Source organism: Phycicoccus duodecadis (assembly GCF_002846495.1).
Taxonomy (GTDB): domain Bacteria; phylum Actinomycetota; class Actinomycetes; order Actinomycetales; family Dermatophilaceae; genus Phycicoccus; species Phycicoccus duodecadis.
In genome coordinates this window covers 3072961-3096487 of sequence record NZ_PJNE01000001.1, presented here as the reverse complement: position 1 = coordinate 3096487, position 23527 = coordinate 3072961, and the positions used below count along the sequence as shown (strand labels likewise).

Annotated in this window: 20 protein-coding genes and 2 tRNA genes; 12 read left to right on the top strand and 10 right to left on the bottom strand. The window is 74.7% G+C overall.

The genetic code is table 11. The features are described from left to right. Positions 1 to 37: 37 nt before the first annotated feature. Positions 38 to 1300: an MFS transporter gene (locus tag ATL31_RS14360; RefSeq protein ID WP_245862509.1), complete on the bottom strand. Its 1263-nt coding sequence runs from the start codon at positions 1298 to 1300 to the stop codon at positions 38 to 40. A 109-nt stretch (positions 1301 to 1409) separates the two neighbouring features. On the opposite strand from ATL31_RS14360, the gene ATL31_RS14355 reads away from it, so the two are divergent. Beyond that, positions 1410 to 2489, top strand: a complete 1080-nt coding sequence (locus tag ATL31_RS14355; RefSeq protein WP_101396423.1) for a LacI family DNA-binding transcriptional regulator — start codon at positions 1410 to 1412, stop codon at positions 2487 to 2489. Between the two features lie 18 nt (positions 2490 to 2507). Here the strand turns inward: ATL31_RS14355 and ATL31_RS14350 are convergent, their stop codons facing one another. Continuing rightward, positions 2508 to 3275, bottom strand: coding sequence for an enoyl-CoA hydratase-related protein (locus ATL31_RS14350; protein ID WP_101396421.1), 768 nt, complete (start codon positions 3273 to 3275; stop codon positions 2508 to 2510). 90 nt (positions 3276 to 3365) lie between these two features. Further along, positions 3366 to 4730 (bottom strand): trigger factor, encoded by a 1365-nt coding sequence (gene tig, locus ATL31_RS14345; RefSeq protein ID WP_101396419.1) that lies wholly within the window; start codon positions 4728 to 4730, stop codon positions 3366 to 3368. A gap of 248 nt (positions 4731 to 4978) precedes the next feature. Between tig and ATL31_RS14340 the strand changes: the two genes are divergently transcribed. Further along, positions 4979 to 5965: a zinc metalloprotease gene (locus ATL31_RS14340; RefSeq protein WP_245862506.1), complete on the top strand. Its 987-nt coding sequence runs from the start codon at positions 4979 to 4981 to the stop codon at positions 5963 to 5965. A gap of 86 nt (positions 5966 to 6051) precedes the next feature. Continuing rightward, positions 6052 to 7026 (top strand): DUF389 domain-containing protein, encoded by a 975-nt coding sequence (locus ATL31_RS14335; protein WP_101396415.1) that lies wholly within the window; start codon positions 6052 to 6054, stop codon positions 7024 to 7026. A gap of 196 nt (positions 7027 to 7222) precedes the next feature. Here the strand turns inward: ATL31_RS14335 and ATL31_RS14330 are convergent. Next, positions 7223 to 7293 (bottom strand) — tRNA-Gly (locus tag ATL31_RS14330). Positions 7294 to 7392: 99 nt separating this feature from the next. Here ATL31_RS14330 and ATL31_RS14325 point away from each other — a divergent pair. Next, positions 7393 to 7466, top strand: a tRNA-Pro gene (locus ATL31_RS14325). Positions 7467 to 7644: 178 nt separating this feature from the next. Here ATL31_RS14325 and trmB read toward each other — a convergent pair. The 4 genes from trmB to ATL31_RS14305 form a co-directional block, all read right to left on the bottom strand. Beyond that, positions 7645 to 8322, bottom strand: coding sequence for a tRNA (guanosine(46)-N7)-methyltransferase TrmB (trmB, locus tag ATL31_RS14320; RefSeq protein ID WP_245862504.1), 678 nt, complete (start codon positions 8320 to 8322; stop codon positions 7645 to 7647). Between the two features lie 42 nt (positions 8323 to 8364). After that, positions 8365 to 9477, bottom strand: a complete 1113-nt coding sequence (locus ATL31_RS14315) for a PP2C family protein-serine/threonine phosphatase (RefSeq protein WP_101396413.1) — start codon at positions 9475 to 9477, stop codon at positions 8365 to 8367. Positions 9478 to 9601: 124 nt separating this feature from the next. Then, positions 9602 to 10072 (bottom strand): ribose-5-phosphate isomerase, encoded by a 471-nt coding sequence (locus ATL31_RS14310; protein ID WP_101396411.1) that lies wholly within the window; start codon positions 10070 to 10072, stop codon positions 9602 to 9604. A 1-nt stretch (position 10073) separates the two neighbouring features. Beyond that, positions 10074 to 10703 (bottom strand): mycothiol-dependent nitroreductase Rv2466c family protein, encoded by a 630-nt coding sequence (locus ATL31_RS14305; RefSeq protein ID WP_281256271.1) that lies wholly within the window; start codon positions 10701 to 10703, stop codon positions 10074 to 10076. 107 nt (positions 10704 to 10810) lie between these two features. On the opposite strand from ATL31_RS14305, the gene pepN reads away from it, so the two are divergent. The 6 genes from pepN to ATL31_RS14275 are packed head-to-tail and all read left to right on the top strand — an operon-like array spanning position 10811 to position 18767. Further along, positions 10811 to 13363, top strand: a complete 2553-nt coding sequence (pepN, locus tag ATL31_RS14300) for an aminopeptidase N (protein WP_101397692.1) — start codon at positions 10811 to 10813, stop codon at positions 13361 to 13363. Next, complete coding sequence (locus ATL31_RS14295; protein WP_101396409.1) at positions 13350 to 14315, top strand: mechanosensitive ion channel family protein; 966 nt, start codon at positions 13350 to 13352, stop codon at positions 14313 to 14315. The genes pepN and ATL31_RS14295 overlap by 14 nt, the downstream gene beginning before the upstream one ends. After that, the gene (locus ATL31_RS14290) at positions 14312 to 14710 is read left to right on the top strand and encodes a globin (protein WP_101396407.1); all 399 of its coding nucleotides are present in this window, start codon (positions 14312 to 14314) and stop codon (positions 14708 to 14710) included. The genes ATL31_RS14295 and ATL31_RS14290 overlap by 4 nt, the downstream gene beginning before the upstream one ends. A gap of 50 nt (positions 14711 to 14760) precedes the next feature. Then, complete coding sequence (locus tag ATL31_RS14285) at positions 14761 to 16548, top strand: glycoside hydrolase family 13 protein (protein WP_101396405.1); 1788 nt, start codon at positions 14761 to 14763, stop codon at positions 16546 to 16548. Position 16549: 1 nt separating this feature from the next. Beyond that, entirely contained in the window at positions 16550 to 17368 is an 819-nt protein-coding gene (locus tag ATL31_RS14280; protein WP_101396403.1) for a glycerophosphodiester phosphodiesterase family protein, read from the top strand. A 10-nt stretch (positions 17369 to 17378) separates the two neighbouring features. Next, positions 17379 to 18767 (top strand): MFS transporter, encoded by a 1389-nt coding sequence (locus ATL31_RS14275; RefSeq protein ID WP_101396401.1) that lies wholly within the window; start codon positions 17379 to 17381, stop codon positions 18765 to 18767. Here ATL31_RS14275 and ATL31_RS14270 read toward each other — a convergent pair. Both ATL31_RS14270 and ATL31_RS14265 read right to left on the bottom strand, forming a co-directional pair. After that, the gene (locus ATL31_RS14270) at positions 18749 to 19369 is read right to left on the bottom strand and encodes a DUF8185 domain-containing protein (protein ID WP_101397690.1); all 621 of its coding nucleotides are present in this window, start codon (positions 19367 to 19369) and stop codon (positions 18749 to 18751) included. The genes ATL31_RS14275 and ATL31_RS14270 overlap by 19 nt on opposite strands. Continuing rightward, positions 19366 to 19812: an acyl-CoA thioesterase gene (locus ATL31_RS14265; RefSeq protein WP_101396399.1), complete on the bottom strand. Its 447-nt coding sequence runs from the start codon at positions 19810 to 19812 to the stop codon at positions 19366 to 19368. The genes ATL31_RS14270 and ATL31_RS14265 overlap by 4 nt, the downstream gene beginning before the upstream one ends. A 50-nt stretch (positions 19813 to 19862) precedes the next feature. On the opposite strand from ATL31_RS14265, the gene ATL31_RS14260 reads away from it, so the two are divergent. After that, entirely contained in the window at positions 19863 to 21218 is a 1356-nt protein-coding gene (locus ATL31_RS14260) for a serine hydrolase domain-containing protein (RefSeq protein ID WP_101396397.1), read from the top strand. A 90-nt stretch (positions 21219 to 21308) separates the two neighbouring features. Beyond that, positions 21309 to 23456 carry a RecQ family ATP-dependent DNA helicase gene (locus ATL31_RS14255; protein WP_101396395.1) on the top strand — a complete coding sequence of 716 codons (2148 nt, stop codon included), beginning with the start codon at positions 21309 to 21311 and terminating at the stop codon, positions 23454 to 23456. The last annotated feature ends 71 nt before the right edge of the window (positions 23457 to 23527 follow it).

Genomic DNA, 23527 nt, shown 5'->3' with positions numbered 1-23527 from the left:
CGGGATGTCCGCGGACCCGCCCCGGGTTCCCCCGGGATCAGCCGACCGGGCGGTCGGCGGCGGGGTCGGTGGGCCGCGGCGCGTTGCGCGGCAGGCCGTCGTGCTCGCGCACCGAGGGCACGACCGACAGGGCCAGGACGGCGAGGGCACCGACGACGAGAAGAGCGTGCAGCACGCCCACGTGGTCGCCGAGGAAGCCCAGGAGCGGCGGCCCGGCGATGAACGCGACGTACCCGATGGTGGCCACGACCGACATCCGCGCGGCGGCCCGGGCGGGGTCGTCGGCCGAGGCGCTCATCCCGACGGGGAAGCCGAGCGCGGCGCCGACACCCCACACGGCCGCGCCGACGAACGCGAGCCAGTCACTGCCGAAGACCACCAGGGCCGCGCCGACGACGGCCAGCGCGAAGCTGACGCGCAGCACGGGCACGCGGCCGTGGGTGTCGAGCAGGCCGGTACCGACGATGCGGCCGACGGTCATGAAGGTGAGGAAGGTGGCGAAGCCCAGGACGCCCACCCACTCGGGCACCTCGTGACCCTCGGTGAACGCGACGGCCAGCCAGTCGTTGGCCGTGCCCTCGGTGAAGGCCGCGGCCAGCACCACGACCCCGATGAGCAGGGTCCGGGGCTCCAGCCAGGCCGACCCCGGCCGCGCCGCGGGGGGCCCGTCGCCGTCGTCGACACCGGACGCGGCGACCCGTGGCAGGAACCGCGGCAGCGCCCAGGCGGCGAGCGCCACGGTGACCACGGCGGTGCCCAGGAAGTGCACGACCAGCGGCACGCTGGCCCACGACATCCCGGCCCCGACGAGCGCCGACAGCACCGTGCCGCCCGAGAACGCCGCGTGGAAGTGCGGCATCACGGACCGCCCGAGGGCGCGCTCGACGACCGCCCCCTCGAGGTTCATCGCCACGTCCCAGAAGCCCACGCCGAAGCCGAGGAAGAACAGGCCCGCGGCGACCAGCAGGGGCGGCCCGCCCGCGCTGACGACGCCGCCCACGATGACGAGACCGACGACGCCCGAGACCATGCCGACGGCCACGGTGCGGGCGGGGCCGATCCGGTCGCTGACCCGACCGGCGAGCGGCAGGCCGGACACCGAGCCGACGCTGGCCGCCAGCAGGACGGTGCCGAGCTGGCCGGCCGAGAGCCCCAGGGTGGCCTTGGTGTCGGCGATGCGCGAGGCCCACGAGGCGAAGACCAGGCCGGCGAGGGCGAAGGCGACGAAGACCGCCGTACGGGCCGTCACGAGCCGCTCGCGCGACAGGGGCGGGGCGGACACCTGGGTCGTGCTGGTCACCGCGGTCTCTCCTTCGGGGGTGGGCCGCGTCGGTCGGGGGCGGCGGATGCCATGGCGCCGGGAGCGGATCGAATCGATTCGATCGAATCGATTCGATATTGTGTCGCCCATGCCGTCCCAGCGTCAAGCCGAGCCTCGCCGGGCCACGTTGCGCGACGTCGCCGAGCGGGCCGGGGTGTCGACCTCGACCGCGTCGCTGGTCTTCAGCGGCAAGGGACCCGTCGCCGCCGCCACGGCCGACCGGGTACGGGCCGCCGCCACCGACCTCGGGTTCGCCGGGCCCGACCCGCTGGCGTCCTCGCTGCGCCAGGGCCGCGTGGGCACGGTCGCCGTCATCGTGGAGGGCCCGTTGCGCTACGCCTTCCGCGACCCCTTCGCCCTCGGCGTCCTCGACGGCCTGGCCGAGGAGCTCGACCTGGCCGGGCGCGCGATGCTGCTCGTGGCGCAGCCCGTCGAGCATCCCGAGCAGGCCGTGGCGCAGCTGGCCACCCAGGCCGTCGACGCCGCCGTCTTCCCGCTCTGCGGTACCGGCACCAACCCGCTGGTCGAGCATCTGGCCGCGCGCGGCGTCGTGATGGTGGGCAGCGGCGCACCGCTCGCTCCGGGCGTCGCGCACGTCCTCACCGACGAGCGGGCCGGGCAGCGCCTGGCGGCGCAGCACGTGGTGGACCTGGGCCACCGCCGGCTGGCGCACGTGTCGATGATGCTGCGCCCGGGCGTCGCCACCGGGCCGATCACCGCGGCCGACCTGGAGGACGCCGCCTACCCGGATGCCGCCGGGCGGTCCCGCGGCTTCCTCGACCTGGCACCGGCAGGCTCGCCGATGGTGCAGGTCGCCGAGCTCACCGTGGGGGCCGGGGAGGAGGCCGGGCGGCTGCTGCTGGACCGGCCCGCGGCGGAGCGGCCGACCGCCGTCGTCTGCCAGGCCGACGTGCTGGCCGCCGGCGTGGTGCGGGCGGCCGAGTCCCTCGGCCTGCGGGTACCGGACGACGTGTCCGTCACCGGCTTCGACGGGGTCGACCTGCCGTGGCTCGGCACCACGCTGACGACCGTGCTCCAGCCCGGGGTGGCCAAGGGGCGGGCCCTAGGGGCGATGGTGCGCCGCCGGCTGGAGGGCGAGGGACCCGTCGACGAGCCGTTCGCGGTGAGCCTCCGGGTCGGGACCAGTACCGCTCCCCCGCCCGGCTGAGCCGGCGGCTCGGACGCCTCAGTCGGCCCAGACGGCGGGGCGCTTCTCGAGGAACGCGGCCATCCCCTCGCGCGCCGACGGCGTCTGCGAGGCGTCGGCCATCGCGGCGAGCGCGACGTCGTAGGCCTCCTCCTCGGGCCGGTCGAGCTGCGCGTAGAGCACCTGCTTGCCCCGGGCCTTGCTGGCGCGGGCGCCGCGGGTGGCACGCGCCATGAGCGCGTCGACCGCGGCGTCGAGGTCGGCGTCCGGGACGAGCCGGTTGACCAGGCCCCAGTCGAGCGCGGTCGCGGCGTCGACGACGTCACCGGTGAGCGCCATCTCCATCAGCCGCTTGCGCCCGATGGCCCGGGCCACCGGCACGGCCGGGGTGTGGCAGAACCAGCCCCCCTTGCCGCCGGGCAGCGCGAAGCCCGCGGACTCGCCGGCCACGGCCAGGTCGCACGAGGCGACGAGCTGGCAGCCGGCGGCCGTGGCGAGGGCGTGCACGCGGGCGATGACGACCTGCGGCATCGCCTGCACCTGCTGCATCACGTCGGTGCACAGGCGCAGCAGGTCGCGGACGCCGTCGAGGTCGCGGGCGGCGACGTCGGCGAAGTCGTGCCCGGCGCTGAACACCGGCCCCTCGCCGCCGATGACCACGCCGGCGGCGTCGGTGCCGGCGGTCGCGCGCAGGGCGTCGAGCAGCTCGCGCAGGTGGTCCTCGGAGAGGGCGTTGCGACGCTCGGGGCGGCGCATCGTGATGCGGACGACGTCACCGTCGCGGACGACTCCCAGGGGCTGCGGCATGGGCCGAGGGTACTCCGCGGGCCCCCGCACGGCCGAGGCCGCGCCTCCCTCTCGGGGGCGCGGCCTCGGTGGTGCTGCGGGATGCGGCGGTCAGGCCTTGGCCGGGGTCTCGTCCTCGGCCGGCGCGTCGTCGGAGGCCGGGGCCTCGTCGACGACGTCGGCGACGTCCGTGACCTCGTCCTCGTCGGCGCCGCCCACCAGCTCGTCGAGGTCGATGACGGTGCCCGTGCTGTCGGTGACGACGGCCTCGTCGAGCACGGCGGCCAGCGCCTTGCGGCGGGCGACCTCCTGGACCATCGAGGGGATCTGGCCCTGCTGGTCGATGGCCTGCGCGAACTGGTTGGGGTCCATGCCGTACTGCTGCGCGCTCATCACGAGGTACTCGATGAGCTCGGGCTGCTCGACCTTGACCTCGAGCTTCTCGGCGATGGCGTCGAGGAGGAACTGCGCCTTGAGCGCCCGGCGGGTCGACTCGTCGACCTCGGCCCGGTGCTCGTCGTCGTCCATCCGGTTCTCGCCCTCGAGGTGGCTGTCGACCTCGGCCTTGACGATGCCGTCGGGGACGGGGACGTCGACGGTGTCGAGGAGGTGCTCGAGGACCTTGTCGCGGGCCTGGATGCCCTGCTCGTACTTCTTGGCCTGCTCGGCCTGGCTGACGACGTCGGCGCGGAGCTCGGCGAGGGTGTCGAACTGCGAGGCGAGCTGGGCGAAGTCGTCGTCGAGCTCGGGGAGCTCGCGGACCTTCACGCTCTGGACGGTGACGACGCAGTCGGCGTCCTGGCCCTCGCGGTCGCCGCCGGCCAGCGGGGCGGTGAAGCTCTTGGTCTCGCCCGCGGCCATCCCGACGAGCGCGTCGTCGAGGCCCTCGAGCATGTTGCCGGAGCCGACCTCGTAGGAGACGTTCTCGACGGAGTCGATCTCGTCGCCGTCGATGGTGGCCGACAGGTCGAGGGACACGTGGTCGCCGGTCTCGACGGCGCGGTCGACCCCGACCAGCGTGCCGAAGCGCTCGCGCAGCGAGGTCATCCGCTGCTCGACGTCGTCGTCCGAGACCGCGACGTCGTCGACGGTGACGGCGATGCCGGTGAGGTCGGGAAGCTCGATCTCGGGTCGCACGTCGGTCTCGACGGTGAACTCGAGGTCCTGGCCGTCCTCGAGGGGGACAGCCGTGATGTCGACCTCGGGCGCCCCGATGGCGCGCACCTCCTCGGCCTCGACGGCCTCGGCGAAGAAGATCGGGAGGGCCTCGTTGACGGCCTCCTGGACCACGGCGCCGCGGCCGACGCGCTGGTCGATGATGCGGCTCGGGACCTTGCCCCGGCGGAAGCCCGGCACCTGCACCTGGGACCCGATGGTCGCGTAGGCCTTGTCGAGGAGCGGCTTGAGCTCCTCGAAGGGGACCTCGACGGTCAGCTTGACCCGGGTCGGGCTCAGGGTCTCGACGGCACTCTTCACTGCGGGCACTCCACCTGGGGTGTCGGGGTTGACGGTCGGGCGCCGCACCCGGCCCGATGGAGGCCGGGCCGCCGGGGGCCACGCGTCGCGCGCGCCCGGAGCGACGCCAAGGGCCCATGCTAGCGGCCCCCGCGTGGCCGACCGAATCGACATCGGCCGTCACGGGCCTCCCCCGCAGGCCCTGCGGCCAGTACGGTCCCCTCGTGCACGTCCAGCAGGAGGAGCGTGCCCGAGCCGAAGGATCCACCATGCTCTCAGTGACCACCCGGGGTCGGATGTCCGCCGCCGGTGCGCTGGCCGCGGGGCTGCTCGTCGCAGCCTCGGTCAGCGGCAGCACCGTCACCGCCACCGCCGCCCCGTCCCCCGCCGTGCAGCAGTGCGACGCGGGTGCGGGCTCCAGCGCCGCCCGCGTCGCCGACGGCTCGAAGGCCGTCGAGCCCAAGCTCTACCCCGACAACGAGGCCAACGCCTACGGCGTCCTCCCCGACGCTCCCTACCTGGGCGACGGCGCCATCACCATCAGGACCGTGTTCCACATGGTCTCCGACGACGGCTTCACCGCCGCCGAGAAGGCGCGGTGGAAGACCCTCATCGCCGACCAGATGAAGGTCCTCAACGACTCCTACTCGGGGGCCACCGCCGCGGACGCGGCCGACACCCCGTTCCGGTTCCGGCTGGCCGACACCACGTGGACCACGAACCCGGCCTGGTACACGGTCGTGCCCGGCAAGAACGAGCGAGACATGAAGAAGGCGCTCCACCAAGGCGACTCGCGGGTGCTGAACGTGTACGCGGCCAACATCGGCGGCGGCCTGCTCGGCTGGTCGTACTTCCCGAAGGGCTACAACAACGGGCGCGACTACGTCGACGGCGTGGTCATGCTCGACGAGTCGATGCCGGGCGGCGTGAACCCCGACGACCCGACGAAGCCGTGGAAGTACGGCGAGGGCGACACCCTCACGCACGAGGTCGGCCACTGGCTGATGCTCGAGCACACCTTCGCGCACGGCTGCTCGGCCTCGGGCGACTACGTGGCCGACACCCCGCGCGAGGCGCACCCGCAGTTCGACTGCCCCGTGGACGCCGACACCTGTTCGGCGCCCGGGCTGGACCCCATCCACAACTTCATGGACTACACGCAGGACTCCTGCATGAACATGTTCACGGAGGGCCAGGCCGAGCGGATGAGCGACGCCTGGGTCGCCTTCCGGGCCGGCGGCAACGGGGGCAAGTAGCCCCCGCTCCCTCCCGCGCACGTCCCCTCGCGCCGGGCCGCCCCTCGGGTGGCCCGGCGCGGTGGTTCCTGCGCCAGACTGGGCCGGTGCTGTCCCTGAGCATCTCCGTGCCCGCCCGGCTGACCGACGACGTCCTCGCCGTGCTGCAGCGCGACGACTACGTCACCGGGCTGGCCGTGATGCGCGGCGCCTCGATCCTCCCGCCGGGCGACGTCGTGACCGCCGACATCGCGCGCGAGGGGGCCAACCCGGTGCTCGACGCCCTGCGGGAGCTGGGGGTGCACGAGGAGGGGACGATCCGGGTCGAGCGGGTCGCCACGTGGCTCTCGCAGAGCGGGCTGGATGCGGAGCGGCGCGCGCCGGGGGCGAGTGCCGACGCCGTGGTGTGGACCGAGGTGGGGGCCCGGGCCTACGAGGACTCGGAGCTGAACTGGACCTACCTGTCGTTCATGGTGCTCGCGACGCTGATCGCCGGCATCGCGATCGTGCTCGACTCCCCCATCCTCGTCATCGGCGCGATGGTGCTGGGGCCGGAGTTCGGGCCGGTGGCGGCGGTGGGGCTGGCGCTGGTGCGTCGCAAGGGGCACCTGCTGGGGCTGGCCGTGCGCACGCTGGTGCTGGGGTTCGTGGCCGGGATCGTGATGACGTTCCTCGCGTCGCTGCTGGGACGCGCGCTGGGCTGGGTCACGTACCAGGACGTCGTCGGCAGCCGGCCCGGCACGGCGTTCATCTACACCCCCGACAAGTGGAGCTTCGTCGTGGCCGTCGTGGCGGCAGCGGCCGGGGTGCTGTCGCTGACGTCGGACCGCACCGGCGGGCTGTCCGGCGTGTTCATCTCGGTGACCACGGTGCCGGCGGCCGGCAACGTGGCCCTCGGTCTGGCCTTCGGGGCATGGCACGAGGTGGGCGGAAGCCTGGCGCAGCTGGGGCTCAACCTGACCGGGATGGCGGCGGCCGGCTGGCTCACGCTGCTGGCCCAGCAGACGGTGTGGGCCCGGGTGCCGGCCCGGCGCCGGACGCTGGTCGGTGGGCTCGGGCTGTTGGGGCACCCACGGGACTGAGCGCGTCTGGCTGCCGGCCACGATCGACGCGTCACCTCCGCCTGGTCACGCTGATGGCGCGGAAGCCCGCTCCTGACCTGGATACATCCGCGCCATCGACCGGTTTCCGCGTCCTCGCGGTGACCGCGTGCACCGACGACGGGGGTTCGGCCGCTGCCACCGGGACGAACCCTGCCTGTCCTGCGTCGACTCTCGGAGCGGGCGACGGGAATCGAACCCGCGTAGCCAGTTTGGAAGACTGGGGCTCTACCATTGAGCTACGCCCGCGCACCTCGTCGGCGTGCACCGCGAGGCAGCGCTAGCCTAGGGCGGCGCGCACGGGAATCCGAAATCTCCACCGGTCCGACCGGACGGTTCCGCGTGCCGCGGGGTATGGCGCAGCTTGGTAGCGCGTCCGCTTTGGGAGCGGAAGGCCGCCGGTTCGAATCCGGCTACCCCGACACGTTGACGGGCCCGGCGACGAAGGAGCCGGGCCCGTGACGTGTCGGGAACGGATGACGGGAGCGGGCGCCCGCCAGCCGGGTCCCACGCTCTGCGTGGGCGGGACGAGGTGGCGGGCCCCGCGGGTCCGGCTACCCCGACACGTTGACGGGCCCGGCGACGGAGGAGCCTGCCTCGTCAGCGCACGGTGCAGCGGAACTCCGAGATCGTCCGGCCGGCGCGCAGCCCCTTGGCCTCGAAGCCGTCGTCGGGGCGCCACGCGGGCCGCTCGCCCTCGATGACGTCGAAGCCGCCGTGGGCCGCCAGCTGGCGCCGGGTGTGCTCGGCGTACCGGTCGATGTCGGTGGCCACCAGCAGCCGGCCGCCCGGTCGCAGCCGCGAGGCCACCAGGGTCAGCGTGTGCTGCTGCACGAACCGCCGCTTGGCGTGCCGCTGCTTGTGCCACGGGTCCGGGAAGAACAGGTGCACGGCATCCAGCGACGCCTGCGCCACCCGCTCGCGCAGCAGGGGCAGCGCGTCGCCGACGTACGCCCACAGGTTCGGCACCTCGGCCTCCTCGGCGGCGGCCAGCATCCGGGCGATGCCCGGCACGTGGACGTCGACCGCGACCACGTCGGCCTCGGGGTGCTTCGCGGCGTAGGCGATGGCGGCCGCGCCGTGACCGGACCCGATCTCGACCACCACGGGACCGGTGCGCCCGAACGCCTCCCGCGGCACCAGCGGGCCCTCGGGGACGACCCGGCCGGGCAGCAGCGTCGCCATCTGTTCCTCGACGAGCGGGCGGGTGCGCCAGCGGGCGGTGAAGGTGCGCACGCTCTCGCGGGGCGCATGGTCCAGGAGCGGGCCGGATGCCACGGGACGGTCTCCTCGGGGTCGACGGGCGGGGGCGCGGCCGCCTCAGACGCGCCGGACGGCGAGGGCGGCCCGGTCGTCATCCTCCCCCGAACGGGCCGCCTCGCACACATCGCGGGCCACGTCGCCCTCGCGCAGCACGGACATGGTGGCCACGCCGAGCATCCGGTCGATGCCGTCGGTGAGGTCGCGGTCGCGCGCCTCGACCACGCCGTCGGAGTACACGAGCAGGGCGTCACCCCGGTCGAGCCGCCCGCTCTGGCGGGGGAAGGTGCTGCCGGGGACGACCCCGAGCAGCGGGCCCCGCGCGCCGTCGAGGACGGTCCAGCGGGCCCGGCCGCCGGTATAGCGAGCAGGGGCCGGGTGCCCCGCGTTGGCCACCGAGTACTCCCCCGTGCCCAGGTCGAGGTCGATGTGCACGGCGGTGGCGAACCCCTCCTCCCAGCGCTGGCGGAGCAGGTAGTCGTTCGCGACGCGCAGGAAGTCGGCGGCGGGCACCGCACCGAGCAGGGCCCCGAGCGCGCCGGACAGCAGCAGCGACCGGGTCCCGGCCCGCGTCCCCTTGCCGCTGACGTCGACCAGCGCGACCTCGAGCCGGCGCCCGCACGGGTGCAGGTGGGCCACCACGAAGTCGCCGGAGAACCGGTCCCCGTGGGCCGACAGGATGCACGAGGTGGCCGCCCACCCGGCGGGCAGGTCGGGGACCTGGCCGACGGTGACGATGCGGTCGCGCAGCTCGGCGAACATCCTGTCGCCGCTGAGGCCCCGCGTCCCGACCTGGGCCCGTGAGCGCGCGACCAGCAGGCTCAGCCACATCACGGCCGCGATCGAGACCAGCGCACCCAGCAACCTCGACACCGAGATGCCGGAGTTCGGCGCCCACACCCCCACCACGACCGCACACGCGGCCAGCGCGACGTACAGCCGGCGGGGCTCGAGCAGCAGCCCCGCCACCACCAGCAGCGGGAAGACGAACGCGATCGACACGATCTCGGGGACGAGGAAGACCCCGAAACCCATGGCCGCGAGCAGGATGACCAGGGCGGGCAGGATGAAGCGCGAGGGGTCGAGCCCCGCGAACCGGGACGCGACGACGCGGCGGGTGCCGGACCCTCCGGACTCGCTGCTGCTGAACCTCAGGGACATCCCGGCTGCCATCCGTCTCCCCTCCCACCGTCGATCGGGGCCGCGCCCGACCCTAGCCGCCGGTGCCCACGCCCGCTACGAGTTCGCGCAGGTCAGCCCGCCGGTCATGCGGCAGGTCCGGCTCGGCCGGCCCCGGTCACGGCAGCGGCGGGAGCGTGCCGTCGGCCTCGAAGGCCTCGAGCATGGCGAGGCGGCGCGCATGGCGCTCCTCACCGCTGAACGGGGTCGCCACGAACGTGCGCACCATCGCCCGGGCCAGCTCGGGGTCGGTCATCCGCGCCCCGATGCTGATGACCCGCGCGTCGTTGTGCTCGCGCGCCAGGCGGGCGAGCTCCTCGTCGTAGCAGAGCGCCGCGCGCAGGCCCTTCACCTTGTTCGCGGCCATCTGCTCGCCGTTGCCCGACCCACCGAGGACGACCCCGAGGCTGTCGGGCTCGGCCGCCACCGCCGCGGCTGCCCGCAGCACGTAGACCGGGTAGTCGTCGAGGGCGTCGTAGGTGTGCGGCCCGTGGTGGACCACCTCGTGCCCCTCGGCCTCGAGGAACGCGGCGAGGTCGCCGAGCATCTCGAAGGCGGCGTGGTCGCCGCCGATGTGCACCCGCGTCATCTCAGCCCTCGGTGTCGAAGATCGGGCCCTCGGTCCGCGAGCGCTTGAGCTCGTAGAACCCGGGGGTGCGTGCCACGAGGACGCAGCCGTCCCAGAGCAGCCCGGCGGCCTCGCCCTTGGGCGCCGGGGTGACCACCGGGCCGAAGAAGGCCACGCCGTCGACGGCCACGACGGGGGTGCCCACGTCGTCGCCGACCATGTCGATCGCGCGCTGGTGGCTGGCCCGCAGCGCCTCGTCGTGCTCCTCGGAGGAGGCGGCCTCGGCCAGCGACGCCGGGAGGCCGACCTCGGCCAGGCCACCGGCGATGGCCTCGTCGAAGCCCAGCGTCTGGTGGTGGATGCGCGAGCCGATGGCGTCGTAGAGAGGCTTCACGACGTCGTCACCGTGCGCGGCGCGGGCGGCGGTGATGACGCGGACCGGGCCCCAGCCCTGGTCCATCAGCGCGCGGTACTCCTCGGGCAGGTCGCGGCCCTCGTTGAGGACCGACAGGCTCATGACCGACCAGGTGACGTCGACGTCGCGGACCTTCTCGACCTCGCCCATCCAGCGGGAGGTCATCCAGGCCCAGGGGCACAGAGGGTCGAACCAGAACTCAGCGGCGGCGCGGGGGGGTGCGGTGGTTTCGCTCACGAACTCATCCTGCCACCGCTCGGGGATGCGGGGACGGCCGCCCGCCCGTGACAGGATTGGTGGCTGCGTCCGGACCGGACGCCCGCCGCACCCACAAGGAGCTCCCCGTGCCGGGCACGAACCTCACCCGCGTCGAGGCGGCGGCCCGCGCCGCCCTCGTCGCCGTCGACACCCACGACGTCGAGCTCGACGTCACGACGGGCGCGGAGACGTTCGCGACAGCCAGCACCATCCGGTTCACCTGCTCCGAGCCCGGCGCCGAGACCTTCCTCGACTTCATCGGCGCCTCGGTCGAGGAGATCGTCCTCAACGGCACCTCGCTCGACCCGGCCGAGCACTTCGCCGACAGCCGGGTCCGCCTGCCCGGGCTGGCTGCCGACAACACCGTGACCGTGCGCGCCACCGGCCGGTACACCAACTTCGGTGAGGGGCTGCACCGGTTCGTCGACCCCGTCGACGACGAGGTCTACCTCTACACCCAGTTCGAGGTGCCCGACAGCCGCCGCGCCTTCCCCGTGTTCGAACAGCCCGACCTCAAGGCCGCCTTCGCCTTCACCGTCACCGCGCCCGCGCACTGGCAGGTCGTCTCGAACTCGCCCACCCCCGAGCCCACCCCGGCCGGCGAGGGCACCGCCACCTGGGCCTTCGCGCGCACCCCCCGCATCTCGAGCTACATCACCGCGCTGGTCGCGGGTCCGTACGACGTCGTGCGCGACAGCGTCAGCACCCGCGCCGGCGAGGTCCCCCTGGGCATCTTCTGCCGTCGCAGCCTCAGCCCCTACCTCGACGCCGACAACCTCTTCGACCTGACGAAGAAGGGCTTCGCGTACTTCGAGGAGGAGTTCGACTGCGCCTACCCGTTCGCCAAGTACGACCAGCTGTTCTCGCCGGAGTACAACATGGGCGCGATGGAGAACGCGGGCTGCGTCACCATCGCCGAGATCTACGTCTTCCGGTCCAAGGTCACCGAGGCCCTGGTCGAGCGCCGGGCCCTCACCGTGCTGCACGAGCTGGCCCACATGTGGTTCGGCGACCTCGTCACGATGCGCTGGTGGGACGACCTCTGGCTCAACGAGTCCTTCGCCGAGTGGGCCTCGACCACCTGCCAGGCCGAGGCCACGGAGTGGACCGACGCGTGGACCACCTTCTGCACGCACGAGAAGGACTGGGCCTACGACCAGGACCAGCTGAGCACCACGCACCCGATCGTGGCGCCCATCGAGGACCTGCGCGACGTCGAGGTGAACTTCGACGGCATCACCTACGCCAAGGGCGCCTCGGTGCTCAAGCAGCTCGTGGCCTACGTGGGCCGCGAGCCGTTCCGCGACGGGCTGCGCACCTACTTCCGCACCCACGCCTGGGGCAACACCACCCTCGACGACCTGCTCGTCGAGCTCGAGACCACCTCCGGGCGCGACCTGCGCACCTGGAGCAAGGCCTGGCTCGAGACCGCCGGTGTCAACACGCTGCGCCCGAACCTCGAGGTCGACGAGCACGGCCGGGTCACCGCCGCGGCGATCGAGCAGACCTCGGCCGAGCACGTCGGCACCCTGCGCCCGCACCGGCTGCGGGTCGGCCTCTACGACGTGCGCGACGGGGCGCTGGAGCGCACCGACACCCTCGAGGTCGACGTCGACGGCCCGGTCACCGAGCTGGCGGCCCTGGTCGGCCGCCCGCAGCCCGACCTGCTGCTCGTCAACGACGACGACCTCACCTACGCCAAGATCCGCCTCGACGAGCGCTCGCTGGCCACCGCGCTGGCGCACCCGCGCGGCTTCGGCTCGCCGCTGCCCCGCGCGCTGGTCATGGCGTCGGCCTGGGACATGACCCGTGAGGGTGAGATGGGGGCCCGCCGCTACGCGGAGCTCGTGCTGGCGACGCTGCCCGGCGAGAGCGACTCGACGCTGGTGCGCACCCTCATCAGCCAGCTCCGCGTCGCGGTCTTCCAGTTCACCGCCCCCCAGCACCGTGACGCCACCCGCGCGGCCACCCGCGACCGTCTCTGGGAGATCGCCCGCGACGCCGAGCCCGGCAGTGACGCCCAGCTCCAGCTGGTCACCGCCGCCGCCGGGTTCACCGCGGCCGGCGACGACCCCGCCGTCGTGCGCGGGCTCTACGAGGGCACCACCGTCCTCGAGGGCCTCGACGTCGACTTCGAGGTGCGCTGGGCCCTGCTCACCGCGCTGGCCGCCACCGGCACCGCGGGCGAGGCCGAGATCGCCGCCGAGCTGGCGCGCGAGGACACCTCGACCGCTCGCGAGCGTGCGGCCCGGGCGCGGGCCGCGGTCCCCACCGCCGAGGCCAAGGAGCGCGCCTGGCGGGCCGGGGCCGTCGACGGTGGCCTGCCCGCCGCGGTGGTCGAGATGATCGGCCTCGGCTTCACCCGTGCGGGGACGCCGGCCGAGCTGCTGCGGCCCTACGTCGAGCGCTACCTCTCGATGCTCGACACCGTCGAGCAGCAGGGCTCGCACGCCCTCATCGAGGCGCTCGTGCTGGGCTTCTACCCCCGCTCCCTGGCCGACGCCGGGCTGCTCGACGCCACCCGCACCTGGCTCGACGAGCATCCCGACGCCCCCGCCGCGCTGCGCCGCCTGGTCGCCGAGAACCGCGACCCCGTGGCGCGCGCCCTCACCGCCCAGGAGCGCGATGCCCGTGACTGACGCCACCCCCGCCCTCACCCTGCCCGGCCTGACCGGGCTGAACGCCGACGTGCTCGCCACGGTCGCCGAACGCGCCCAGCAGTGGCTCGTCACCGACGGCGTCCGGGTGCTGCTCGTGCTGGTCATGGGCGTCGTGGCGCGGTGGCTGCTGCACCGCCTGATCGGCCGGGTGGTGGCCACCATGACGTCGCGGACCGCGACCCGGCTGGCCACCAACGTCGCCGCCGGGCGGATCCTCGCGGCGGCCGCCACCGGCGTCGCGCACGAGCGGCACCGGCAGCGGGTCGAGACGATGGGTTCGCTGCTGCGCAGCATCTCGACGTTCGTGGTCGGCGTCGTCACCCTGCTGACCGTCATGGCCCTGGTGGGGCTGCCGCTGGGGCCGCTGCTGGCCTCGGCCGGCGTGGGCGGCGTCGCGATCGGCTTCGGCGCGCAGAGCCTGGTCAAGGACTTCCTGTCGGGGATCTTCATGATCTTCGAGGACCAGTACGGGGTCGGCGACGTCATCGACACCGGCGAGGCGATCGGCACCGTCGAGGAGGTCACCCTGCGCGTCACCCGGCTGCGCGACGCCGACGGCATCACGTGGTACGTCCGCAACGGCGAGATCGTCCGCATCGGCAACCGCTCGCAGGGCTTCTCGGCCGCGTGGGTCGACATGCCGGTGTCGTACCGCGAGGACATCGAGAAGGTGCTCGGCGTGGTGCGCGGGGCGTCCGAGGCGTTCGGGGCGGACCCCGAATGGTCCGACAAGCTCCTCGAGGCGCCGACCGTGCTGGGCGTCGACTCCATCACCGGCCAGACCGTCACCGTGCGGGTGCTGGCCAAGTGCCTGCCGGGCGAGAACTTCGGGGTGCAGCGCGAGCTGCGCGCCCGCATCAAGGCCGCGTTCGACGCCCACGGCATCCAGGGGCCCCCGCTGCCCCCGTTCTCGGCCGGGCCGCCGCGATGAGCCTCTACGACGAGGTCGGCGGGGCGCCGACGTTCGAGCGGCTGGTCCACGCGTTCTACGAGGGCGTGGCCGCGGACGCCCCCCTGCGGGCGCTCTACCCGGAGGAGGACCTCGCGCCGGCCGAGCGGCGGCTGCGGATGTTCCTCACCCAGTACTTCGGCGGCCCCAACACCTACAGCCAGGAGCGCGGCCACCCGCGGCTGCGGATGCGGCACGTGCCCTACCCGGTCACGCTCGACATGCGCGACCGGTGGATGCGGCACATGCTCGACGCCGTCGAGCAGGCCGGCATCCCCGAGCCGCAGGCCGAGCAGATGCGCGACTACTTCCTGCGGGCCGCGCACATGCTGGTCAACACCGACGACGGGCACGGCCACCCGCCGCTCACCCCCTGACCCGATCCCGCCCGGGCCGGCGCCGGTCCGCGTTTCGTCCCGGCTGCGGGATGGGGAAGCATGGGCGGGTGACCGAGACCACCCTGGCCCCCGCCGCTGTCGGCGCGACCGTGCACGCCGCCGACTCCCCCGACGCCCCCTGGTGGCGCGACGCCGTGATCTACCAGATCTACCCGCGCTCCTGGGCCGACGCCGACGGCGACGGCATCGGCGACCTGCCCGGCATCACCGCCCGGCTGCCGTACCTGAAGGACCTCGGGGTGGATGCCGTGTGGCTCAGCCCGTTCTACGTCTCGCCGATGCACGACGCCGGCTACGACGTGGCCGACTACCGCGACGTCGACCCGCGCTTCGGCACCCTGGCCGACGCCGACGCGATGATCGCGCGCGCCCACGACCTGGGCCTGAAGGTGCTCGTCGACCTCGTGCCCAACCACACCAGCAGCGAGCACGAGTGGTTCCGCGCGGCCCTGGCGGCGGCCCCCGGCAGCCCCGAGCGCGACCGCTACGTCTTCCGTGACGGCCGCGGGCCGCACGGCGAGGAGCCCCCGAACAACTGGCCGTCGGTCTTCGGCGGCCGCGGCTGGTCGCGGGTCACCGAGGCCGACGGGACGCCGGGCCAGTGGTACCTGCACCTCTTCGACACGACCCAGCCCGACCTGAACTGGCACAACCCCGAGGTGCGCGCGGAGTTCGAGTCGGTGCTGCGCTTCTGGTGCGACCGCGGCGTCGACGGCTTCCGGGTCGACGTCGCCCACGGCCTCGTCAAGCGCGACGGGCTGCCGGACTGGCACGGCGCCGTGGGCCTCTACGACGAGGTCCTCACCGAGGACGGGCCCGACGCCGTGGGCGACCCCGCGGTCCTGGACCACAACGCCACCGGCGACGCCCCGATGTGGGACCAGGAGGGCGTGCACGAGATCTACCGGTCGTGGCGGGCGGTGCTCGACTCCTACGGCTCCCCCGGCCGCATCCTGTGCGCCGAGGCGTGGGTCAAGCCCGAGGAGCGGCTGGCCCGCTACGTGCGCCCCGCCGAGATGCACCAGGCGTTCAACTTCGACTTCCTCGAGACCCCCTGGGACGCCGCGCGCATCACGGCCGTCGTCGAGTCCTCGCTGCGCAGCAACGACGCGGTCGGCGCCCCCACCACGTGGGTGCTCTCGAACCACGACGTCGTGCGGCACGCCTCGCGGCTCGGCCTCGACCAGTCGCTCCCCCGCACCAACGGCATCCGCGCCGGTGAGCCGCAGCCCGACGCCGCCCTGGGCCTGCGCCGGGCCCGCGCGTACTCCGCCCTGATGCTGGCGCTGCCCGGCGGGGCCTACGTCTACCAGGGCGAGGAGCTCGGCCTGCCCGAGCACACGACGATGCCCGACGACGTCCGCCAGGACCCGACCTTCCACGCGACCCAGCGCGAGGTGACCGGCCGCGACGGATGCCGGGTGCCGATGCCCTGGACCCACGACGGGCCCAGCCTCGGCTTCGGCCCGGGCGACCACCCGTGGCTGCCCCAGCCCGAGGCCTACGCCGGCCTCGCCGTCGACCAGCAGGACGGCGTCGAGGGCTCCACCCTCGAGCTCTACCGCACGCTGCTCCGGCTGCGGCGCGAACACCGGCTCGGGGGCGGCTCGCTCGCCTGGGACGCGGCGGCCTCGGCCACGGTCGTCGCGTTCCGGGTGGCCGCCCAGGGCGACCCCGGGGTCCTCGTGGTGACCAACACCGGCGCCGACCCGGTGACGCTCCCCGACGGCGAGGTCCTGGTCGCCTCCGGCCCGCTCGACGACGCCGGCACCCTGCCGGCCGACACGACGGTCTGGCTGCGGGTCGCGGCGGGCTGAGGTGCGCGCCGAGGACTACGCCTACCTGGCGGCGCCGCGGCCGCTGGCCCTGGCCCACCGCGGTGGCGCGCGGCTGGCCGCCAACGCCGGCCTCGAGAACACCCTGTCGGCGTTCGCCCGCGCGGTGGCGATGGGCTACCGCTACCTCGAGACCGACGTGCACGCCACCGCCGACGGGCAGGTCGTCGCGTTCCACGACGCCGCCCTCGACCGGGTGACGGACGCCGCCGGCCGCATCGCCGACCTCCCGTGGTCGGCGGTGCGCGAGGCCCGGGTGGGGGGCCGTGAGGCGCCCCCGCTGCTGTCCGAGCTGCTCGAGGCCTTCCCCGAGGCGCGGTTCAACATCGACGTCAAGGCCGACGCCGCCCTCGCCCCCACGGTGGCCGTGGTGCGCGCGCACGACGCCGCCGCGCGGGTGTGCCTCGGCTCGTTCTCGCCCCGGCGCATCCGGGCGGCCCGGCGCGCCCTCGGTCCGGGCGTCGCGACGGCCGCCGGGCAGATCGGGACGGCCGCCCTGCGCTTCAGCCCCGGGGTCGTCAGCCGGCTGCTGCACACCCCCGCCCCGGTGCTGCAGATCCCGGCCGAGCACCGGGTCGGCGGCCGTACCGTGACGCTCGTCACCCCGGGCCTGCTGCGCCGGGCCCACGCCCTCGGCAAGCACGTCCACGTGTGGTTCCACGACGGGGCGAGCGAGGACGCCGCGGAGTTCCACCGGCTGCTCGACCTGGGCGTCGACGGCATCGTGGCCGACCGTATCGACGTGCTGGCGGACGTGCTGGAAGTACGCGGTCACCCCCTCGGTCCCAGGTCGGAGGGCTAGATTGGCGAGGATGCGCACGGACACGACGACGACCACCGAGGGCGGCCCCCTCAGCCGTCCCTACGTCGAGGTCACCGTCGCCGTCCTGGCCCTGGTCACGATCGTCGCCTTCGAGTCGATGGCCGTCTCCACGGCCATGCCCGACGTCGCCCGCGAGCTGCACGCCGTGCGCTCCTACGGCTACGCCTTCTCGGTGATGCTCACCGCCCAGCTCCTCGGCATCGTCGTCGCCGGCGTCTGGACCGACCGCTCCGGCCCGCTCCCCGGGGCGCTGGTCGGCCAGCTGCTGCTGGCCGCGGGCGCCGCCACGTGCGGGATGTCGATGCGGCTCGACCTGTTCCTCGTCGGGCGGGCCCTCACCGGCCTCGGCGGCGGCCTGTTGGTCGTGATGCTCTACGTCATCGCCGGGCGCGTCTACCCCGAGGCCATCCGCCCGCGGCTCTTCACCTACATCAGCGCCGCCTGGGTGCTGCCCTCGCTGGCGGGGCCGCCCGTGTCGGCCTGGGTCACCGAGAACCTCTCGTGGCGCTGGGTCTTCCTCGGCGTCGTCGTCCCGGTCCTCGTGACGATCGTGGCGCTCGCCCGGGCCCAGCGGCGGGTCGACACCAGCCGCCTGCGTGAGGTCGTCAGCTCGCGCGACCACCACACCCACGTACGCACCGCCTGGGCCGGGCTCGGCGTGGCGGTGGCCGCCGGCGCGGTGCAGCTCGGCACCCACGAGCTCGTCGTCCAGTGGTCGCCCAAGACCGTCGTGGCGCTCCTCGGCCTGGTCGGGGTCGGGGCCATCGCGCCGGTCCTGCTGCCCAAGGCCACCCTCCTGATGGGGCGCGGCCTGCCCAGCGTGGTGCTGGCGCGGGCGCTGCTGTGCGCCGCGTTCTACGGCGGCATCACCTACGTCCCGCTCTTCCTCGTGGGGCAGCGGCACGCCAGCCTCCAGGTCGCCGGCCTCGTCCTGGCGGTCGGCGCCATCGGCTGGGCGGTCGGTGCCTGGTACCAGGGGCACGACAGCCTGCACCTGCCGCGCTACCGCCTGGTCGAGGTCGGCGGCGGCCTGCTGACCGCCGGCCTGCTCTGGCTCTCGCTGGTGGCGTGGCTCAACCTGCCGGCCTGGCTCAGCGTCCTCGCGTTGCTCCTCGCCGGGCTGGCGATGGGCGCCGGGGTCACCACCACCACCATCGTCGGCCTCGAGGTGTGCGGGGTCGAGCAGCACGGTGAGACCTCGTCGGCCCTCCAGCTGGCCGACGTCCTCGGCAGCGTCCTGGGCATCGCCGCCGTCACCGCGGCCTTCGCGGCGGTGCACCGGCCCGGGCACGACAACCCGCTCTTCGGTGCCCTCTTCCTCGGCCTGGCCGTGGTCGCCCTCGTCGTGGTGCCGGCCGGTCAGCGCATCAGGACGTGACCGCCGGGCGCGGTCAGCCGCGTCCACCGGTTCGACCGGAACACCCGCACCGGGCTGCCCGGGCGCAGGAACCCGAGCGAGAACGCCGCGAAGGCACCGCCCGAGCGCAGGCCGGGGACGACCTCACGGCCCCACACCCGGTCGCGCACGAAGCCCGCGGCCGCGCCCCGCTCGCGCACGGCGGCGGTGACCTCCTCGAGGCCCTCGCGCGCGGCGGCGGCCAGCTCGTCGGCATCCACCTCACCGGCCGCCTCCCAGCCCGAGCGCGGCGGGGTGACGGCCGACCAGGCGGCGATGGCGCGGGTGGGCGGCAGCGGCAGCTCGGCGGTGCCGGCGTGGCGTGAGGTGCGGTCGGTGACGGCGCCCAGCGGCACGACCACGTCGCACTCGGCGGGCGCGTCGAGGCCGAAGGTGCGCAGGCCCAGCACGGTGCCCTCGGCCAGGATGCCGCTGCCCTGGAGCACCCCCACCCAGGCGGCCAGCACCCCACCGCCGGCCTGGAGCCGCATGGCCCCCTGGTCGTCGAGGGCGCGGGCGCGGGCGGCGTAGCGGCCCAGGTCGCCCAGGGCCGCGCTGTCGACGAGCCGCAGGACCTCGCTCACCGCCGGTTCCACCGGAACGCCACGGCCTCGCCGGTGTGCGCGGCCAGCTGCTCGCGCGCCTGGGGTTCGAGCCGCCGGGGGCGCGAGGTGGCGAAGTCGTAGAGCGCCAGCCCCGTCTCGGCCACGGCGTACGTGGCCTCCCCCACGCCGGCCGGGTCGCGCACCACGTAGCCGAGGTCGAACCCGGCGCCGTGCACCGACGTGACCCACATCGCGACCTCGACTGGGTCGGGCCGGTAGGTCAGCGGCGCACGGTACTCGATGGCGTGGCGCGTGACGACGATGCCCTCGTCGAGCAGGGCCGGGCGGCCGGGGAACCACTCGCGGAACCCGATGACGCGCGCGTCCTCGAGCAGGCGCAGGTACTGGACGTTGTTCACGTGCCCGTAGGCGTCCATGTCGGACCAGCGCAGCGGCACGTCGACGACGTAGGGGTCGGCCATGGCTCCATCCTCGCAGTGTTCGGGCCGGGTGCGGTCCTAGGGTTGGGGCCGTGGACCTCGACCCGCGCACCGCCGCCCGCCTCGACCACCGCCTCGCGACCGCCCAGCGCGACGGCCGGCTGCCGTCGGTGGTGGCCGGCATCGTGCGTGGCGGCTCGCTCGTCTGGCAGGGCGCGGTGGGGACCCTCGACGGCCGGGCCGACGGCCGGCCGGCCGACGGCGACACCCAGTACCGGATGGGCTCGATCACCAAGACCTTCGTGGGGGTGTGCGTGCTGCGGCTGCGCGACGCCGGGCGGCTCGACCTCACCGACCGCTTCGAGGAGCATGTGCCCGGGTCGCCGTTCGGGCGGGCCACGCTCGAGCAGCTGCTGTCGCACGCGGGCGGGACGCCGGCCGAGACCGAGGGGCCCTGGTGGGAGCGCACCCCGGGCGGTGACTGGGACGCCCTCGTCGCCTCCCCGACCGCGCCGCGCTTCCGGGCCGGGCGCCGGTTCCACTACTCCAACGTGGGGTTCGGGGCGCTGGGGCGCCTGCTCGAGGTGCACCACGGCCGCGGCTGGGCCGACGTCGTCCGCACCGAGCTGCTCGAGCCCCTCGGGATGTCGCGCACCACGACCCGGCCGACCGGGCGCGCGGCGCAGGGGCTGGCGGTGCATCCGTTCGCCGACGTGCTGCACGCCGAGCCCGAGCACGACGGCGGGGCGATGGCGCCCGCGGGGCAGCTGTGGACCACCGTGCCCGACCTCGCCCGCTGGGCCGCGTTCCTGGCCGGCGACACCGCGGGCCTGCTCGCCGCCGACACCCTGGCTGAGATGTGCGAGCCGCACCACGTCGACGACCAGGCCGGCCAGCCCTGGACGGGGGCCCATGGCCTCGGCTGGCAGCTGTGGAACGTCGACGGCGAGCGCTTCGCCGGCCACGGCGGGTCGATGCCGGGGTTCCTCGCCGGGCTGCGGGTGCGGCTCGACGACGGCGACGGGGTGGTCGTGATGGCCAACAGCACCGCGTCCCCCGCCTTGCGCACGCTGTCGGAGGACCTGCTCGGGCTGTACCGCGACGAGGTGCCGGCACCGGTGACCGCCTGGTCGGCGACCGGGAACCCCGCGCTGCTCGAGCTCGTCGGCGCCTGGCACTGGGGGTCGTCGACCACCACGGCCCGGGCGGTCGGCGAGCACCTGGTGCTGGGCGAGCCCGGGCAGGCGCGCGGGTCACGGTTCGCGCCCGTCGGGCCGGACGCCTGGGTCGGCCTCGACGGCTACCACACCGGCGAGCCGCTGCGGGTGGTGCGGCGGCCCGACGGCACCGTCTCGCATCTCGACCTCGCCTCGTTCCTCTTCACCCGGACGCCCTACGACCCCACGGCCGACGTGCCCGGCGGCGTCGACGACCGCGGCTGGCACTGACCTCAACCTTCTCGCCCGAGCTCCCCCGCCCGGCGGCCTGTGGACGACGGGCGCGGGGATGTCGGGCGGTCGGCATACGGTGGGCGGACCATGACGACACCGACCGACGCCGCCGCCGTCCCCCTCGCCGCCGCCCCCTCCCCGGAGCTCGCCGACCGCGCCCGGGTGGCGCTGCGCCGGCTCGTGGGCCGCGACGACGCCGACTTCCGCGACGGTCAGCTCGAGGCCGTGGCGGCCCTGGTCGAGCAGCGCTCGCGGGTGCTCGTCGTGCAGCGCACCGGGTGGGGCAAGTCGGCGGTGTACTTCGTGGCCACCGCGCTGCGGCGGGCCGAGGGCGCGGGCCCCACGGTCATCATCAGCCCGCTGCTGGCGCTGATGCGCGACCAGATCGCCGCCGCGGGGCGGGCCGGCATCCGGGCGGTCACCATGAACTCCGCCAACGCCCAGGACTGGGACGAGGTCCGCACCGCCCTGGCCGACGACAGCGTCGACGTCCTGCTGGTCAGCCCCGAGCGCCTCAACAACCCGCGCTTCCGCGACGAGCAGCTGCCCGACCTGGCCCGCCGCTGCGGGCTGCTGGTGGTCGACGAGGCGCACTGCGTCAGCGACTGGGGCCACGACTTCCGGCCCGACTACCGCCGCATCAAGGACCTGCTCGAGGGGCTGCCGGCGGACGTGCCGGTGCTGGCCACCACCGCCACCGCCAACGCGCGGGTGGTCCACGACGTCGAGGAGCAGCTCGGGGTCGGCGGCCGGCCGGTGCTCACGGTGCGCGGCGGCCTCGCCCGCGACTCGCTGCGCCTGGGGGTGCTGCGGTCGATGTCGCCCGAACAGCGGCTGGGCTGGCTGCTCACCCACCTCGGCGACCTGCCCGGCTCGGGCATCGTCTACGCCCTCACGGTCTCGGCCGCCGAGGACGTCGCGGCAAGCCTGCGCGAGGCCGGGCACATCGTCGCCTCCTACACCGGCCGCACCGACCCCGCCGACCGCGAACGGCTCGAGGAAGCGTTGCGGCACAACGAGGTCAAGGCCCTGGTCGCCACCTCGGCCCTGGGGATGGGGTTCGACAAGCCCGACCTCGGGTTCGTCGTGCACCTCGGCGCCCCCAGCAGCCCGGTCGCCTACTACCAGCAGGTGGGCCGTGCCGGCCGCGCCACCGACCGCGCCGACGTGCTGCTCCTGCCCGGCCCCGAGGACAAGGACATCTGGCGCTACTTCGCCAGCGTCTCGATGCCGCGCGAGGACCAGGCGGCCGCCGTCCTCACCGCCCTGGCCACCGCGGGCCGGGCCCTGTCGACCGCCGCCCTCGAGACGGCCGTCGACGTGCGGCGCACCCGCCTCGAGCTGCTCCTGAAGGTGCTCGACGTCGACGGGGCGGTGCAGCGCGTCTCGGGCGGATGGGTCAGCACCGGCGTCCCGTGGCAGTACGACGCCGAGCGCTACGAGCGGGTCGCCGCCGCCCGGCGCGACGAGCAGCAGCTGATGGTCGACTACGAGGCCACCGCCGCCTGCCGGATGGCCTTCCTCCAGGAGTGCCTCGACGACGACACCGCCGTGCCGTGCGGCCGCTGCGACGGGTGCGCCGGCCCCTGGTACCCCACGGACATCCCGGACACCGTGGTCGGCGCCGCCCGCGAGCGGCTCACCCGCGTCGGGGTCGAGGTCGACGCCCGCGCGCAGTGGCCCACCGGGATGGACCGGATCGGGGTGCCGGTCAAGGGGAGGATCCCGGCCGACGAGGCCGTCCTGGGCGGCCGCGCCCTGGCCCGGCTCTCCGACCTCGGCTGGGGCCAGCGGCTGCGCGACGTGCTGCGCGAGGACGCTCCCGCCTCCCCCGAGCTGGTCCGGGCCTGCGTGCCCGTGCTGGCCGAGTGGGGCTGGGCGCAGCGACCGGTGGGCGTCGTCGCGATGCCGTCGCGCAGCCACCCGCAGCTGGTCGGCTCGCTGGCCGCCGGGCTGGCCGAGATCGGGCGGCTGCGGCTCCTCGGCACCCTCGACCTCGCGCACGGCGGGCCCACCGGCGAGATGGGCGGCAACAGCGCCTTCCGGCTGGCCGGGGTCTGGGAGCGCCTGGTCGTCGGCCCCGAGCTGGCCGCGGCCCTGGCCGGCTCCCCCGGCCCGGTGCTGCTGGTCGACGACGTCGTCTCCTCCCGCTGGAGCCTCACCGTCGCCGGGCGGGCCCTGCGGCGGGCGGGAGCACCGGCGGTCCTGCCCTTCGCGCTGGCCGTCGACGGCTGACGGGCGCCGCAACCCTCACCAGCCGGGCTCGCCTCGCGGAGCCCGACGTCCCGGGCCCGCTCGCAGCGCCT

Excerpts from the sequence above, each read along its gene's own strand:
- ATL31_RS14355 (WP_101396423.1), top strand. The coding sequence starts at position 1,410 with ATGCCGTCCCAGCGTCAAGCCGAGCCTCGCCGGGCCACGTTGCGCGAC.
- ATL31_RS14350 (WP_101396421.1), bottom strand. The coding sequence starts at position 3,275 with ATGCCGCAGCCCCTGGGAGTCGTCCGCGACGGTGACGTCGTCCGCATC.
- ATL31_RS14340 (WP_245862506.1), top strand. The coding sequence starts at position 4,979 with ATGCTCTCAGTGACCACCCGGGGTCGGATGTCCGCCGCCGGTGCGCTG.
- ATL31_RS14315 (WP_101396413.1), bottom strand. The coding sequence starts at position 9,477 with ATGGCAGCCGGGATGTCCCTGAGGTTCAGCAGCAGCGAGTCCGGAGGG.
- ATL31_RS14310 (WP_101396411.1), bottom strand. The coding sequence starts at position 10,072 with ATGACGCGGGTGCACATCGGCGGCGACCACGCCGCCTTCGAGATGCTC.
- ATL31_RS14295 (WP_101396409.1), top strand. The coding sequence starts at position 13,350 with ATGCCCGTGACTGACGCCACCCCCGCCCTCACCCTGCCCGGCCTGACC.
- ATL31_RS14290 (WP_101396407.1), top strand. The coding sequence starts at position 14,312 with ATGAGCCTCTACGACGAGGTCGGCGGGGCGCCGACGTTCGAGCGGCTG.
- ATL31_RS14285 (WP_101396405.1), top strand. The coding sequence starts at position 14,761 with ATGGGGAAGCATGGGCGGGTGACCGAGACCACCCTGGCCCCCGCCGCT.
- ATL31_RS14275 (WP_101396401.1), top strand. The coding sequence starts at position 17,379 with ATGCGCACGGACACGACGACGACCACCGAGGGCGGCCCCCTCAGCCGT.
- ATL31_RS14265 (WP_101396399.1), bottom strand. The coding sequence starts at position 19,812 with ATGGCCGACCCCTACGTCGTCGACGTGCCGCTGCGCTGGTCCGACATG.
- ATL31_RS14255 (WP_101396395.1), top strand. The coding sequence starts at position 21,309 with ATGACGACACCGACCGACGCCGCCGCCGTCCCCCTCGCCGCCGCCCCC.